Raw genomic sequence first — 16,216 nt, 5'->3', positions numbered from 1 at the left:
CGCATGGACTACCAGCGCTACATCGATTGGGCGGACGACCGCATCGTCCACGATTCACGGAAGGTGGTGCTTCTCTTCCTAGTCGTGACGGTGGTCTTCAGCGCCGGCCTCGGGAGCGTCTCGACCAACTCCGGGACATCGCAGTTTACGACCGACCTGCCGGCTGAGGAGGCACTGCAGGAGGTCAATGACAAGTTCTCGCCGACCTTCTCACCGGATACAGGGAGTACACAGCTCATCCAGCGGGAGACCAACGTGCTCTCGAAGCCGGCGCTGCTTCGGATGCTCAGGTCACAGCATCGATTAGAACAGCACGCGGAACTCCGTGTCACGTCGACGTCAAGCGCCGCCAGCATCGTCGCCCAACAGCTAAACCCGGAGGCGACAACGACCGAACAGCAGATCTATGCTGTCGAATCAGCGACGCCAAGTGAGATCGATGCCGCCGCCAGGCGCGCGGCCGAGCAGAATCCCCGGTTCGAATCGCTACTGAGCAAGGACTTCAACCGCAAAGCTGCCTCGGCGTCGGCGACCATCGGCGTCGTCACACACGAGGTCCCGGCCGGCATCTCCTCCGGGTCGGGGCAGGGTGGTTCGAGTCCGCTGACGAGCATCCAGAAACAGGCCGGGTTCACTGTCACCAGCGCTGACCACGGTGGCATTACTCTGTTCGGCAGTGGTATCGTCGCGGACGAATTCTCGAACGTCGTCGGCGACTCGCTCATCCTGACGGTGCCCGCAGCAGTGCTGTTCATCCTGTTTTTCCTGACGATTGCCTACCGCGACCTCGCAGACATGGCACTGGGCCTGCTCGCGCTGTTTATGGCCGTTGTCTGGACGTTCGGCTTCATGGGGCTTGCCGGCATCCCCTTCTCGCAGATGCTCATTGCCGTGCCACCGCTGTTACTGGCAGTCGGTATCGACTTCGGGATTCACGCCGTCAACCGGTATCGAGAGGAGCGCGAAACCGGAGAATCTATCCAGAAGTCGATGCGGATCACGACCGACCAGTTGCTTGTCGCGTTCTTCATTGTGACCGGGACGACGGTCATCGGGTTCGCCGCGAATCTCACCAGCGCACTGCCGCCGATTCAGGACTTCGGCTACGTGGCCTCTGTCGGTATCACGTTCACCTTCCTCATCTTCGGGGTGTTCCTGCCCGCAGCAAAGGTGGAACTGGACCGGCTCCGCCAGCGCTACCCCATCCCGACGTTCAGCGAGACGCCGCTGGGCGCAGAGGATTCGGCACTCAGCGGCGTGTTGCGCGGCGGTGTCGTCATCGCGAACCGCGCTCCGATCATCTTCCTCGTACTCATCCTCGTGTCGACGGTCGGTGCCAGCTACTACGCCACCGGCGTCTCGACCTCATTCAGTCAGGAGGACTTCCTGCCGCCTGAGGAGAATCCGGACTTCGTCGAGGCCCTGCCGGAACCGTTCGCCCCAAGCGAATACACCGTAACGGAGGTGACGAACCTCCTCGATGAGCGGTTCGATACGACCCAGTCCAGTGAGGCGACGGTGTACGTAGAGGGACCAATGCGGAACGACGCGGCGCTCGAACAGATGTATCGGGCGGGTAACAACCCGCCGGACTCGTTCGTCCGGGAAGACGGGCGGGCTGATTCGACATCTATCGTGACGGTCATTCAAGATCAGGCAGAGCGTGACCCCGAGTTCCGCCGGATGGTCGAGCGCAACGACCGGAACGACAACGGGGTCCCGGACGATAATCTTGAGGAGATATACGAGTATCTGCTCGACTCGCCAGCCCGTAGTACGGCGCTAGAGTACATCACCGAGGACTACCGGAGCGCACGTGTCGTTTACACAGTCGAATCGGACGCGAGCGACGCAGAGGTGACCGCCGATACGAGAAACGTTGCCGACGACTTCCGGTACGAGGCGACGGCAACCGGCACAGTCGTCGTGTTCCAGGCCGTCTCAGACCTCATCCTGGAGTCAGCTATCCAGTCACTGGCGATTGCGCTTGTCGGGTCGTCAGTGTTCCTCATCCTCATCTACAATATGCTGGAGGGGCGGCCGTCGCTCGGCCTCGTAAACATGATTCCTGTTGTCGTCACAGTGGCATGGCTTGGCGGGACGATGCGACTGCTCAGCATCCCGTTCAACGCGCTCACAGCGACGATGTTGGCGATAACTATCGGGCTGGGGGTCGACTACTCAGTCCACGTCACCCACCGGTTCGCCGACGAGTTCGAAGAAAACGACCTCGAAACCGCACTGGACCGGACCGTTCGCGGGACTGGCGGGGCGCTGTTCGGGAGTATGCTCACCACGACATTCGGCATCGGTGTGCTCGGGCTGGCTGTGTTCCCTGCAATCGGCCAGTTCGGCATCCTGACAGCGATGTCGATCGGGTACGCGTTCCTCACCTCCCTGCTGGTGATTCCCTCCGCGCTCGTCGTCTGGGACCGGGTGTTCAACGCTGACTGGTCGGTTCGTGGCCTACTCGGGTTGGGGCGATCGCGTCCACCCGCACCCGTCGACGGCGACGACTGAACCGTGGCCGCGGGCACGGCCCACCCCGGTCGTGTCCGGGCGAAACACGCCACTGAAGCCTTTATTTGCTGGCATCGTCCTAGCACTGGTATGACTCACGTCGTTATCATCGGCGCGTATGGAAGTGCCGGGGCCGCAGTCGCCGGCGATCTTGTCGAGGCGGACGACATCGAACTCACGCTCATCGACAACGGCGAGCCCGGCGGCGGCCTCTGTATCCTCCGTGGCTGTATGCCATCGAAGGAAGTGCTCTCCGCAGGGGCACATCGCTTTCAGGCGCGCCACGACGACCGTCTCGTCGGCGACGTGCCCGACGTTGATCTGGAGGCCGTCGTCGAACGCAAGGACGACCACGTGCTGGGCTGGGCCGGGCACCGCCGAGACTCCGTCCACGAGATGGCCGAGCGCGACGACGTGACGTTCATCCACGACACTGCCACGTTCGTCGACGAGCACACGGTTCGGGCCGGCGGCGAGGAACACGAGGCCGACTACGTCGTCATCGCGACCGGCTCCAGCGTGAACGTCCCGGACACGCCCGGCATCGACGAGGTCGACTTCATGACCAGCGACCAGGTACTCGATGCGACGGAGTTCCCTGACTCAGGTATCGTGATGGGCTTCGGGTACATCGGGATGGAGTTGGTCCCGTATCTGGCGGAGGCCGGCGGCATGGAGCTCACCGTTATCGAGCACGACGACCGGCCAATCGACGAAGGCGACCCGGAGTTCGGCGACGAGGCGCTCGACATCTACGAGGACAACTGGGACGTGACCATTCCGACGAACTGCTACGAAAAGGAGCTGGAGGAGACTGCGGACGGCGGCGTCCGCCTCACCGTCGAGTACGACGACGGGGGCGAGGAGACGTTCGAGGCCGACCAGCTGTTCCTGTTTACCGGTCGTCGCCCGACCGTCGAGGGGCTCGGCCTGGAGAACACACCCGTTTCCGTCGAAGGCGACTGGGCGAAAGACACGATGCAGACTCGTGACGCAGACCACATCTACGCCGTCGGCGACGTCAACGGCAAGGAGCCGATTCTCCACGTCGCCAAAGAGCAAGGCTTCACCGCGGCCGAGAATATCCTCCAGCAGGAGGCCGGTGGCTCACTCGAAGAATACCGGAACGTCCACCACCACGTCATCTTCTCCGGGCTGGGCGTGTATCCGTTCGCTCGCGTCGGCCACAACGAGGAGACGGCGAAAGAGGCGGGCTACGACGTCGTCACGGTGACACGACAGGCCAGCGACGATGGCGTGTTCAAGTCGAAAGACGTGCCCGAGGGGCTTGCGAAGCTCGTCGTCGACGCAGACGACGGGACAGTGCTCGGATGGCAAGGGATGCACTATCACGCAGACAGCTTCGCCAAAGCGTTCCAGATCATCGTCGAGTTGGGACTCGACGTGCGTGACCTGCCGGACCGGGCCTACCACCCGACGCTCCCCGAAAACGTCGACGGCCTCATCCGGGACTGCGTCGACCAGCTATAGTTACTCCACCTGAATACCGGTCACGTCGAATCGTACCCCGCCGTCCGCACTTTCTGTAACAGTCATCCGGCCACCGTGGGCGTCGACGATTTCGGAGACGATAGCCAGCCCGAAGCCGGTCCCCTCGTCGCTCGTGGTGTAGCCGCGCTCGAACACCTCGTCACGCTCGGCCTCGGGAATCCCGGGGCCGTCGTCGGCCACGTAGAACCCACGTCCACCCGAGAGTGTCCCGACGCGGACGGTCACGGGGTCGTCGCTGTGGTCCACGCTGTTTCGGAAGAGGTTCTCGAAGAGCTGCTGGAGGCGCGTCTGGTCGCCCGTGATCCGCGCGTCCGTGTCGGCGCGTTCGAGCGTCGCGTCCGAACTCTCGACGGTGTCCCAGGCGGCCGTAATGATATCGTCTAGCGACGCTTCGGTCGCGTCGATGACTTTGTGGCCGCCGCGGGCGAGCGCGAGTACGTCGTCGATGAGTTCGTCCATCCGTTCGAGCGACCGCTGGAGTGCCTCGACGTGCTCCGGGTCCCCGTCGTACGCCTCGTCGACAAGCGTGAGCCGGCCGAACGCGACATTGAGCGGGTTCCGGAGGTCGTGGCTGACGACGCTGGCGAACTTCTCCAGTCGGTTTCGCTCGCGGGTGAGTTCCTGTTCGCGGCGTTCGCGCTCCTGTTCGTAGCTGACCCAGTTTCCCATCAACTCCACGAGCGTGACTTCCCACTCGGAGAAGGAATCGCGGGGCTCCGTGCCGTAGAAGCAGAACGTGCCGTACACCGAGCCGTCGACGACAACGGGCGTTCCGAGGTAACAGGAGACGCCCATCTCCGTGTAGCCAGCCCGTTCAGCCAGTTCCGGTCGGTCTTCGGCGATGTCGGCGAGGACCAGTGTCTGCTCCTCGACGACGGCCCGCTCGCAGTTCGTCGCGTCCAGCGGGACTGCATCGCCCGCCTCGATGGCTCCTGTCCGGTCGCAGACGATTTCGAAGACGTACATATCGCCATCGATGCGTGAGAGCGCAGCCGTTTCGGTTCCGAGGGCGTGCTGCCCGATTTCGAGCAGGCGCTCGACCTTGTCCTCGAAATCGAGATCCTTGCGGGAGATGACCCGGTAAATCTCTCGAAGCGTCCGCTCTCTACCCCTGATCTCCTCCTCGTGCTTTTGCCGCTCAGTGATGTCACGGAAGTACACCGAAATCCCGGTTGGCGACGGGTACACAGATACCTCGAACCACGTCTGCAGTGGTTCGAAGTACGCCTCGAAGGACGCTGGCTCCTGCTGGGTCATCGCCTGTCGGTACTGCTTGCTGAACTCCGTTTCTTCGAGGGACGGGACCACTTCCCAGATGTTTTGCCCCAGCAAGTCGGTGGTCTCACCGTCCCCCGCCATCGCACGGCCGATGACGCGGCGACCGCGTTCATTGGCGTACGTGAAATCCCAGTTTTCATCGACCGCGAAGAACGCGTCGGTCATCCGGTCGAGGATGTCCGACTCCTCCTGATAGCGGGCGACAGCGGAGGTAATTCGCTGTCGGAGCAGTTCCGTCTGCTCCGAAAGCGGCGTTTTCGTCACGTAGTCTGTGACGCCAGCAGAGATAGCGTCGCTGGCTACGCTCTCGTCGCCGCCGTCAGTGAAGAGGAGAAAGGGGAGGTCAAAGGACTGGTCCCGAACGACCCGTAGCAGTTCGATTCCGTCTCGGTCCGGGAGTCGGTACTCGCTAACGACGCAGTCGTAGGACGCGTCTTCGAGGGCATTGAGCGCGTCGTCCGCCGTCTCACATACCGTCACAGTGAACTCGTCGGCGCTACCAGTCAGCGTCTCTTTGACCGCCGTGATGTCGTCGCAGTCCGCGTCGACATAGAGAACGCGTACCCGCCCGGTAGTTCCATCCGCCCCGTGACGGTTCGGCGTGGCCACGGGTGTATCCATACTCCTTCCAAGGCATGTGGCGGTAAAGTTGTACCGCCGGTAAGCTTTCATTACCAGGGTTTGAGCCGGTATAGCGCCCGGTCGCTCAGTCGGGGCGGCGGGAGGAAAGCACCGGAATCTCGTCGATACGGTCCGCGGAAAGCGCGTCCCAATCGACGCCCGTTGGCGTCGTGTGTGTGGTCGCCGTCTCGACAGTGCGGTCCGGCGTCACGATCCAGTCCATCGGCACGTCGTGGTCGTCGACGGGAACAGTGGTGTCGACGACGCCCGCCGGACCGCCCACGATCTGAAGTTCGTGGACCGTCGTCACGACCGGCGTCGTTCCGTCGACTAGCCCCAATTCACGGAGAACGGCGTATTCGAGGTCGCTGTACCCCTCGCCCTTCCCGATTCGCGCGCCGTCTTCGGTAACCGCGACCGATCCCGACACTACGAGGTCGACGCTCCCGACCGCCTCGGGGCCGACCTGTCGGGCGTGATCCGCGACGTTCGAAATCGCCGGCGCGGCTTCGATGTCGTCGAGGTCGTCGGGGTCGAGTTCGTAGAAGCACCGCTCGTCCCGAAGCCGTGGCACGGCCATATACACCGTCTTGCCGGCCCGCAACGCCGCCCGTCGAACCGGGAGCTGTGGCGAGTCCGGATTCGCCTTGACCGTCTCGGCGGCGTCCCAGACCGCCGTCTCGGCCAGGCGCTGTGCGGCCTCGCTCGCGCCCGCGAAGTTCGGAATCCGGTCGTGGGGCGGAAACGGAAACCGAGCGATATCGCGCTCTTCCAGCGCGTCCCAGACTGTTTCACGGATAGCTTGTTTGTCCATGGCGCTACGACCTCCGGCGGCGGAACTGCTGTGTGCAGACCAGCGCCAGCAGTGCGACAAGCGCCGCGACAGCTGTGAATCCGGGACCGCTGGCGTCGGTCGTGGACTGGTCAGCGCTTGGCGTGTGGTCCGCGGGCGTGGACTCGCTCGTTTTGGTCACCGCCGACCGGGGAACGTAGCTGTCGGCGTCGTACCGGTCCGGATAGAGCTGTGCGGTGGCGTTGTGGGCGAACGAGACCACGCTCCGCGGGGCGGGCTGGTTGATGTTCCGAGCCCGGACGGTGACTGTCGCGTTGGTCTCGCCCGCGGTCGTGCTGGCGTACGGCTCGGTCGTCGCGATGGTCGCCGTGTTCTCGGTGACGAAGAGGACCTCTGGGTCGAGTTGGAGGATGACCTCGTTGCTGAGCTGTGGGTATTTCTTGTGGTTGCGGGCCGCGACGTTTTCTGCGCCCGCGAGTTCGATGAGCGACGTGACGAAGGTGTTGCCCGCCGCTACGTACCCGCCGCCAAGCGGATACAGCGCCGTCGGTCTGTCTTCGGCGTCCGCGGTGACCTGCTGAACGGAATCGACGTTCGCGTCCATCCAGGCGTTGGCTTCGCTCGCACCCTCGCAGTTACCGGTCAGGCGGCCGACAGTCGTCGTCTTGGCCCGAATGTCCTCGATCGTTGTCGCGGCGGGGAGGTGATACACGGTGAGTCTGGCCTGTCGGAGCGGGGCCACGTCACCGGCGCTGGCGTTCGGCGCGATCACCAGATCCGGGTTCGTGCTGACGACGCGCTCGACGTTGACGCCGAAGCTCGCGGAGACGTTCGTTCGACTCTCAGCCCCGTCAAGATAGCTTGCATACTGGGTGAGCCCGACCACCTGAGAGCGGCCACCGATCTCCCACATCGTCTGGGCAGCCGAAGGGTTGGTCGTCGTAACCCGCTCCGGGCGTTCCTCAAGGGTGACCTCGGTCCCGGTCGCGTCGGTCATCGTGACGGGAAACGAGCAGTCGTCGGCCTGCGTGGCAGTTGTTGCTGCGGCCGGAGAGACGCCCGCAAGCGAGCCGACAAGCAAGACAAAGACACAGACGAGAGAAGGTCGTCGCATACCCTAGGCGGGTGTCAGGAGCAATAAATACTTATCTACTGCAACTGGGCTTTCATACATGCGTTTCGCGGGTCGGACCGTCGGGTGGTCGTCGGGGCTCGTCGCCGTCCTCTGTGCCGTGGTGACGACGAGCGCCGGCATCGGCCCGGTGTGGATCCCGCCCGCCGTTGTCGGGAAAGTGCTGCTCAACGCCGTCGTTGTCCCGACTGGCATCTCGGTCTCCGGCCCTGCCGTCGACGTGACCACGGCCCATGTGTTCTCCTATGCAGTAAGCGACCTTCAGACACAGATCGTGATGCAGGTCCGACTCCCCCGGATACTGCTGGGCGCGGTCGTCGGCTTCTCGCTCGCCGCCGCAGGGACGATCATGCAGGGCATCTTCCGGAACCCGATGGCTGATCCCTCTATCATCGGCGTCTCCTCCGGCGCAGCGGTCGGCGCGGTCGGCTTCATCGTCGCGCCGGTCGTGATCCCGTTCGGACTCGGCCTCCGCGGCGCGGCCTTCGTGGGTGCGCTGGTCGCGGCCTTCGGCGTCTATCTCATCGCCACGCGGAACGGCCGGACACCGGTCGCGACGCTGTTGCTGGCCGGCGTCGCGATACAGACGTTTCTTGGCGCGGTGGTCTCCTTCCTGTTGCTCCACAGCGGCGAGAGTATCCGCCGGGCGCTGTACTGGCTAATGGGCCATCTCAAGGGGGCGTCCTGGCCCGAAGTGACCAGCAGCGTCGTGCTCGTCGCCGTCCCGTTCGTCGTGTTGCTGGCGTACGCACGCGACCTGAACGTCATGCTGCTCGGCGAGGAGGACGCACAGAGCCTCGGTATCGAGGTCGAGCGGACCAAGCGTGTCCTGCTCGCGTTATCGGCTGTCATCACGGCGGCGGGCGTCGCCGTCGCCGGTATCGTCGGCTTCGTCGGCCTCATCGTTCCCCACGTGATGCGGCTGCTCGTCGGGCCTGACCACCGGATACTCCTCCCGACGGCGGCCCTCGCCGGGGCGTCGTTCCTCGTGGCGACGGACACCCTCGCGCGCTCCGGCAGCGCCGAGGTCCCGGTCGGCATCGTCACCGCCGTCCTCGGCGCGCCGTTTTTCCTGTATCTGCTCCGGAAGCGGGAGGTGCACGAACTGTGAGCGAACAGCCCGCGCACGACAGTTCAGACCCAGAGCGGGGCCGCTCCGGGCCGATGCTCGACGTGTCCGACCTCGCGGTATCCTTCGGCGAGCAGTCGGTCGTCTCGAGCGTCGATTTCAGCGTCGACCGTGGGTCGCTCGTCGGCCTCGTCGGCCCCAACGGCGCGGGTAAGACGACCGTCCTGCGAGCGGTGAAGGGGACGCTCAACCCGGACACCGGAACAGTTCGTGTCGACGGCGAGCCCATTTCGGACCGCTCGGCGAAAGCGGTGAGTCGCCTCGTCGCGAGCACGCCGCAGGGAACCTCGCTGTCGTTCGACTTCAGCGTCAGGCAGACCGTCGAGATGGGGCGGACACCGCATCTCGGCCGGTTCGACCGAATGGACGACGGCGACCGGAGCGCCGTCGAGACGGCGATGGAGCGCGCGAGCGTTGCCAAGTTCGCCGACCGGCCGTTCACCTCGCTCTCGGGCGGCGAGCGCCAGCGCGTCCTCCTCGCTCGGGCGCTTGCACAGGAGACACCGGTGCTCCTGCTAGACGAACCAACGGCGAACCTCGACATCAACCACGCTGTCCGGACGCTCGAACTCGTCCGGACACTGGTCGGGGACGGAAAGACAGCCATTGCTGCGATTCACGACCTCAATCTGGCCGCCCGGTACTGCGACAAACTGGTGTTGCTCGCCGGCGGCGGCATCTGTGCTGCGGGCCGTCCCGCCGATGTTCTCACAAGCGATACGCTCCGTGACGCCTTCGACGCAGAGACGCTGGTAACGACCCAGCCCGGCACCGACGCGCCGCTCGTGACGCCGCTGGCTGACCGGGAGACAGTCGACCGCCGCATCCACGTCGTCGGGACCGGCAAGCCGGCGGCGTCCGCCGTCTCGACGCTCGTCGGGGCAGGCTGTCGTGTCAGTGTCGGCGTTGTGCCCGCCGGCGACGCAGCCGCCGAGCGCTCCCGGGACCTCGACTGTGAGGCGGTTACGGTCCCGGCTTTCGCTGGCATCGACGACGCGGCCCGCGAACGCGCAGTCGAACTCGCGCAAGCCGCCGATGCCGTCGTGATAGCAGGCGAAACCGGTGACGGCAACAGCCCGGTCGTCAGGGCTGGCGGTACCTGCCTCGCTGTCGAGACGGATGAGAGCGACTACACCAGCACCACTCATGACACCGTACCGCTGGCTGCGCTCCCCGCATCGGTCGCGTCCCTGCCGCCCGCATCGGAGCGCGACGCGACACTACCACTCAATCAGTCGACCACGGACTGAGTCCACCGCCGACTGAGGTGTCTCCGGCCGAGAACAGCAACACCGATACTTTTCGCTCACATACGTCGCCCGTGGACGATACAATTTCGTGGCTCCGGGACCGGCCGTACTACGAGGGACAGATCGTCGATCAGCGGACGGTCCCGGGCCGGGACGCGCGGACCGCGGACTGCGAGGTTGCGGACCGCCTTGCCGGCGTCCTCGAAGATCGGGGCATCACTGACCTCTACGCACACCAGGTGGACGCAATCGAGGCAGTCCGGTCCGGTGACAACGTCGTTCTCGCGACCGAGACAGCGAGCGGTAAGAGCCTCGCCTACACCGTCCCGGCGTTCGAGCGGGCGCTCGACCGCCGGGCGACGACGCTGTATATCGCCCCGCAGGTCGCGCTCATCAACGACCAGACCGAGACGCTGTCGGAACTGGCGCAGGGACTCGGGTTTGCCTCCGGCGTCTCCGTCGCCCAGTACACCGGCCGGCAGTCGAAATCCGAGAAGGAGGCCATCCGGGAGCGCCAGCCGACCGTGTTGCTGACGACACCGGACATGCTCCACTACGGCATCCTGCCCCACGCTCACCGGCTGTGGGACTGGTTCTTCCAGCGGCTCGAAACCGTCGTCATCGACGAGGTCCACGGCTACCGCGGCGTGTTCGGTAGCCACGTCTCGCTGGTGATGCGCCGCCTCCAGCGCGTCGCAGAGCGGTTCGACGCCGGCGGCAGCGCGGGGAGCGACGGCGGGACGGCGGGCGGCCCGGAGTGGGTCTGTTGCTCGGCGACTATCGGCAATCCAGTGGAGCACGCGGCAGCAGTCACCGGCCAGCCCGAGCCGTCGTTCGCGCTGGTCGACGAGGACGCGAGCGCCAGCGGACCACGTCACTGGCTGTTGTGGAACCCGCCGGAGTACGATGGTGACGGCTGGGGGAGCGGCCGCCGGAAGTCGAATCACGTCGAGACGAAACAGCTGTTCGTGGACCTCGTCGAACGGGGTCTCCAGACAGTTGTCTTCGCCGGGTCGCGCCAGACCGCCGAGCGGTACGCCAGCGACAGCGCCGACGAACTTCGGAGCCGCGGCGAGCACACCCTCGCCGACGGTGTCGGCGCGTATCAGGCCGCGCTGACCGACGACCGCCGGCGTGAACTGGAGCAGGGCCTGCAATCCGGTGACCTGCGGGGCGTCTGGTCGACCAGCGCGCTCGAACTGGGCGTCGACGTGGGCGGCCTCGACGCCGTCCTGCTGGACGGCTACCCCGGCACGCGGATGCGGGCCTTCCAGCAGGCCGGGCGGGCCGGTCGCGGCACCGACCCTGCGCTCGTCGCGCTGGTCGGTGGCGAGGACCAGCTGGACCAGTACGTCCTGCGCAACCCCGACGCGCTGTTCGAAACAGGTGCTGAACAGGCCGTGACCAACCCCGAAAACGAGCAACTCCTCCCGGACCACGTCCACACGGCCGCCTGTGAGAACTGGCTTTCGCCGAACGACGACCGTCATTTCGGCGAGACGTTCCCCGACGTGGTTTCCGGCCTTGAATCGGCCGGGAAGCTCGACCGCCGCCAGACCGACCAGGGAATGCGCTGGCTCGGAAACGGGAGTCCACACCACGAAATGAACCTACGGACCGTCGACGACGGCGAGGTGAAACTCGTGGCTAAGGGTGACGTGATAGCGAAACTCTCCGTCGAGGACGCACTCCGTGATGCGCACCCCGGCGCGATTTACCACCATCAGGGCCGGCGCTACGAGGTGATAGACCTCGATCTCGATACAGGTGTAGCAGAACTCGACCGGACGTGGGCCGATTACTTCACTCGCGTCCTGCACGACAAGACCATCACCGTTGAGGCGGACCTGGCGGAGCGGCGACTGCCGACCCGCGAGGACGTACCGGTCCGCTTCGCCTCAGTGACGATGCGCAAGCAGATCACCGGCTACGAGCGCCGTGACGGTTCCTCCGGGGAGGTACTCGGCCAGCGTTCACTCGACCTGCCCGAGACGACGCTGGAGACGAAGGCGCTGTACCACACCGTGCCGTCGGACCTGGAAAGCGAGATACGGCAGGGCGCGTACGGAGCCGAAAGCGCACCCGGGAGCGAGAGCGGAAGCGGTGGCGGCGGTCAGCCCGGCGATACAGCGACCGACGGTGGTGACACCGGCGACTTCCCTGGGGCCATCCACGCCGCCGAACACGCGATGATTTCGATGTTCCCCTTCGAGTACCTCTGTGACCGCGGCGACATCGGCGGCCTGTCGACGCCGCGCCATCCCCACACCGGCGAGCCGACCATCTTCATCTACGACGGGTACCCCGGCGGTATCGGCCTGACGCGGGCCGGCTACCACGACATCGGGCCGCTGATGGACACCACGCTGTCGATGCTGAGCGCGTGTGACTGCGCCAACGGCTGTCCGGCCTGCGTGCAGTCACCTCACTGCGGGAACGCCAACGACCCGCTGGACAAACACGGTGCAATACACCTGCTGGACGGGCTGACGGAACAGTAACAAGACCGCCCAGTTCTGGAGGCGACTCAGTCGTCGTCCGCCGCTTTCGGCAGTGTAAGCCCGACGACGGCCCCCCGCGGCTCGTTGTCTTCGACCCACACGTCACCACCGTACGCGTCGACCAGCGTTCGGACGAGATAGAGGCCGACGCCGGTCCCCGCACTGTCCGGTCGCTTCTCCCCGCGCTCGAACACCATCCGTTTCTGCTCGTCCGGGATTCCCGGGCCATTGTCGGCGACAGTGACGTTGACTGCATCACCGTCGTCAGTCACGTCAACGACGGTCGACGGCGTTGGTGAATCGTTGTGCTGGATGGCGTTAGTGAGAACGTTTCGGAACACCGAGGACAGAAGGTCGTCAGCTTGCACCTGTACCGGCGGGAACTCGTCCGGGACGGTGACCTGTGCGTCGGTGTACGTCGTTGTGATATCCTCGGTCACCGAGGACAGGACTGGCCCGAGAGCGACCGGTTCGGTCTCCCAGTCCGTCTGTCGCATTACCGTCGCAAGGTCTCCGGCTGTCTCAAGCAGTTCCGCGGCTGCCTGGCTGCTCTCCTGAATCCCGTCGACGTGTTCTAGGGTGTCGCCACTGCACTGGTCCCGGAGCAACTCCGCCCGTCCGTTGATGATCTGTAGGTGGTTCGTGAGGTCGTGACGGACGATCTGGTTCAACAGGTCGAGGTTGTCGCGCTGCCGTTTCAGCTCCCGCTCGCGCTCGATCCGTTCGAGGGCTGAGAGTGCGTTCTTCCCGAGGATATCGGCCAACTGCGCCTCACGCTCAGTCGGTTCGGCTCGCTCGTCCGTCCCAGCTGTCAAAAGCCCGTACTCTGCGAGCGGGACAGTGATACCCCCGTGCAGCGGTACATCCGCTGCGGCTTTCTCTTCCGAAACGAGAACTCGCTGTGTCTCGTCGGATTCGTACTGTTCCCACAGCCAACTCCCGCGCTCGTGTCGCATCACCTGGCCTGGGTCAGCACGGACCTCGACGTGCTCCCGGAGTGGCTCAGAGATGGTTACAGCTTTGAGTTCGCTGTCGGTGGCCTCCCAGAAGACACTGAAGGGAAAATCGAGAATCGCTGTTGCAGTCTCGACCGCGACTGTCGCGACCGTAGACTGGTCTTCGGCGGCCATCAGTCGCCGCATCGCTATATGTAGCTCCCCGATCTGGTCTTCTGGAGGCACCTGATGGGGAAGGGAGTCGGAGTTTGACTCCATTTTTACTCCCTTACCCCGACCTGAATATAAATGTTCTTTTTGTATGGTAAAAGTACACGCCCAACACGGCCATCAAGAACGGTTCACTCGTAAATCCCCCATTCGTGTTCGACTTCCGACCCGATTACTGCGGCTATCTGAAGTCTTCCAGTCGTAACTGATCGGGATCAATGCCGTCCGGCTCACTCGCGCCGAGCAGACGAGGAAGGGCCGTATTCGCAAACGTCATGCCGACGACGAGCAGTATCGGTGCGAAGAACAGTCCGTAGAACCCCAGTACGACCGGTCCGAGCGTGTACGCGAGCATCAGGAGCCCGACGTGCGTGCTCTCGCCGCTGAGGAGTGGCCGGAGCAGCAGGTCCGGGATCGTGTCGACGACGACCACCGCGACGAGGAGGAACCCGAGCACGTACACGAGCAACGAGGATTGACCGTCGAGCACCACCGGGAGCGCGGTGATACCGGTCAGCGGGAGGTAGATTATTTTCATCCCGACGACGGGAATCAAGCTCGCGATACCGGTCAGCGCGCCGGCAAGCGTCGGATATGGAACCTCGACAGCCGCCGGCGCGACGACGTTATAGCCGGTGAACGCGGCGATGGCGATAAGCGATATCGCCAACACGTTCAAGAGATTGCCAAACAGCACCGCTTCCAGTTCCTCGTCGACGGCTTCGAGGTACTCGCGGATGATGGCCTCGTCATCGAACCGGAGCAGCCACTCGCGGATGCGCCGCCCGTCCACGAGGAGATAGTACGTGACGATGGTCGTGATGAACAGATTGAGGAAGAACTGGGAGGCGACCGACGTGAGCACCATCGCGTTCTCGCTGAGGAAGTCGACGAACGGCGAGAGCTGTCCCGACTGATAGGCGCTGTACAGCCCCTCGACGGTGAGGTCTGGCACGGAGTCTGCGCCGTCCAGCCAGCTGACGTGTGCTGCGGCCACGTCCACGAGCGCGTACTGGGTGACGAACTGTCGGGCTTCGACGATGAGGAGGACGGCGGCATAGCTGACAAGCAACAGGAGGGGAATCGCCAGCGACGCCATGACGACGACCGCACGCACTCGCGATGGAAGGCGGAGCCTGCGAAGGGAGTTGTAGTACCGCCGCGTCGAATAATAAAGGAACACGGAGACAGTCAACGCCGCGATAAACTGATATGCGAGTACGCCGACCACCACCGCGACAGCGAGACCGAAGAGGGCGACGACGATGCGCTTCTCGTCCATATACATACCACCTTATGAACAAGTATAAACGTACGGACGCTACGAATCTCGCAGACAGCACGGGCTTTGAACCTGTGTCGGCCGGCGGTTACTCGGTTCGCTCGTGTGTCGGCCCGACGCTGTCGTGAATCCCGATGTCGCCGGAGAGTTCGTGCTGGCTCGTGTCGCTGAGGTCGATGCCCTCCGCGTGGCAGTCCGCTTGTACCTGCTGGATGAACGCGGCCCTGACCGACGCGAGTCGGTTCCGCCGTTCGTTGGGGATCCAGATCCGGCCCGTCAGGATGACTGCCGTCGACGCGAGGTCGGAGACTCTGGCTGTCGGCGCTGGCTTCTCCGAGACGTGGTCGAGATCGCGGGCTGCGTTCTCGATGATGGCCTGAACCGTTTCGATGTCGTCCTCGTAGCTGACGCCGAACTGGTAGGAGATCCCGATAGGCCCGGTCGAGGTCTGGTTCGTCACCGCGCTCGTCGCCAGCGCCGTGTTCGGGACGACGATGCGCTCGTTATCCGGCGTCCGAATCCGAGTCACGCGCAGGTCGATGTCGACGACTGTGCCCTGCATCCCGTTCCAGGCAATGACGTCACCGACGTTCAGGTCCGGATCCGTCACGATGAACGCGCCGGCGACGAAGTTCCCGAGTACGTCCTGTGCCGCCAGCCCCACCGCCAGCGTGATGCCAGCCGCCAACAGTGTCGACCCGGCGAGTGCGCCCCGGAAGCCCGCAACGCTAGCCCCGATGACCACCGCAAAGACCACCGACAGCAGGTGGACGGCACTGGTGAGAGCGCTGGCGACCGTCTTATTCGTCGCCGTCCGTGACAGGGCCCACCGAGTCGCTGGCACGACGATGAGCCGGCCGATAGCGTAGAGGAGTGCCGCAGCGGCGAGGAACTGCGCCCCGCCGCTCGCGAGTTGTCCGTACGTCGAGACGATGTCGATATCCAGACCCGCCGGGAACTGCATATCGTCTCTCGTAGCCCAATAGGTATGAAATCAAGGTGTCATATCCGAGCTGGTAGCGACTACGGCTC

11 protein-coding genes are annotated in these 16,216 nt (G+C 64.5%); 5 read left to right on the top strand and 6 right to left on the bottom strand.

Going from position 1 to position 16,216, the window contains the following annotated elements; all coding sequences use genetic code 11:
* The first annotated feature begins 3 nt into the window (after positions 1-3).
* Both IEY38_RS11500 and IEY38_RS11495 read left to right on the top strand, forming a co-directional pair.
* Positions 4-2,520, top strand: coding sequence for an efflux RND transporter permease subunit (locus IEY38_RS11500; protein ID WP_188977916.1), 2,517 nt, complete (start codon positions 4-6; stop codon positions 2,518-2,520).
* A gap of 90 nt (positions 2,521-2,610) precedes the next feature.
* Positions 2,611-4,011, top strand: a complete 1,401-nt coding sequence (locus tag IEY38_RS11495; protein ID WP_188977915.1) for a dihydrolipoyl dehydrogenase family protein — start codon at positions 2,611-2,613, stop codon at positions 4,009-4,011.
* Here IEY38_RS11495 and IEY38_RS11490 read toward each other — a convergent pair whose 3' ends face one another.
* The 3 genes from IEY38_RS11490 to IEY38_RS11480 all read right to left on the bottom strand — a co-directional run bounded on the left by IEY38_RS11490 (position 4,012) and on the right by IEY38_RS11480 (position 7,838).
* The gene (locus IEY38_RS11490; RefSeq protein WP_188977914.1) at positions 4,012-5,931 is read right to left on the bottom strand and encodes a hybrid sensor histidine kinase/response regulator; all 1,920 of its coding nucleotides are present in this window, start codon (positions 5,929-5,931) and stop codon (positions 4,012-4,014) included.
* Positions 5,932-6,016: 85 nt separating this feature from the next.
* Entirely contained in the window at positions 6,017-6,745 is a 729-nt protein-coding gene (locus IEY38_RS11485; protein WP_188977913.1) for a 5-formyltetrahydrofolate cyclo-ligase, read from the bottom strand.
* A gap of 4 nt (positions 6,746-6,749) precedes the next feature.
* Complete coding sequence (locus tag IEY38_RS11480) at positions 6,750-7,838, bottom strand: PGF-CTERM-anchored ABC transporter substrate-binding protein (protein WP_188977912.1); 1,089 nt, start codon at positions 7,836-7,838, stop codon at positions 6,750-6,752.
* Between the two features lie 58 nt (positions 7,839-7,896).
* Here IEY38_RS11480 and btuC point away from each other — a divergent pair, with 58 nt between their 5' ends.
* The 3 genes from btuC to IEY38_RS11465 all read left to right on the top strand — a co-directional run bounded on the left by btuC (position 7,897) and on the right by IEY38_RS11465 (position 12,736).
* The gene (gene btuC / locus IEY38_RS11475; RefSeq protein ID WP_188977911.1) at positions 7,897-8,967 is read left to right on the top strand and encodes a vitamin B12 ABC transporter permease BtuC; all 1,071 of its coding nucleotides are present in this window, start codon (positions 7,897-7,899) and stop codon (positions 8,965-8,967) included.
* Positions 8,964-10,235: an ATP-binding cassette domain-containing protein gene (locus IEY38_RS11470; RefSeq protein WP_188977910.1), complete on the top strand. Its 1,272-nt coding sequence runs from the start codon at positions 8,964-8,966 to the stop codon at positions 10,233-10,235. Before btuC ends, IEY38_RS11470 begins: the two co-directional genes overlap by 4 nt.
* Positions 10,236-10,306: 71 nt before the next feature.
* On the top strand, positions 10,307-12,736 hold the full coding sequence (locus IEY38_RS11465) for a DEAD/DEAH box helicase (protein WP_188977907.1): 2,430 nt from the start codon (positions 10,307-10,309) through the stop codon (positions 12,734-12,736).
* A gap of 26 nt (positions 12,737-12,762) precedes the next feature.
* On the opposite strand, the gene IEY38_RS11460 is transcribed toward IEY38_RS11465, so the two are convergent.
* From IEY38_RS11460 to IEY38_RS11450, 3 genes are all read right to left on the bottom strand, one after another.
* Complete coding sequence (locus IEY38_RS11460) at positions 12,763-13,950, bottom strand: sensor histidine kinase (protein WP_188977905.1); 1,188 nt, start codon at positions 13,948-13,950, stop codon at positions 12,763-12,765.
* 133 nt (positions 13,951-14,083) lie between these two features.
* Positions 14,084-15,184 carry an AI-2E family transporter gene (locus IEY38_RS11455; RefSeq protein ID WP_188977903.1) on the bottom strand — a complete coding sequence of 367 codons (1,101 nt, stop codon included), beginning with the start codon at positions 15,182-15,184 and terminating at the stop codon, positions 14,084-14,086.
* Positions 15,185-15,272: 88 nt separating this feature from the next.
* The gene (locus IEY38_RS11450; RefSeq protein WP_188977901.1) at positions 15,273-16,148 is read right to left on the bottom strand and encodes a mechanosensitive ion channel family protein; all 876 of its coding nucleotides are present in this window, start codon (positions 16,146-16,148) and stop codon (positions 15,273-15,275) included.
* Positions 16,149-16,216 lie beyond the last annotated feature (68 nt).

The organism is Haloarcula sebkhae (assembly GCF_014647415.1).
Taxonomy (GTDB): Archaea; Halobacteriota; Halobacteria; order Halobacteriales; family Haloarculaceae; genus Haloarcula; species Haloarcula sebkhae.
Note: the sequence above shows the minus strand (reverse complement) of the source record. Positions and strands in the feature narration are given on the sequence as shown.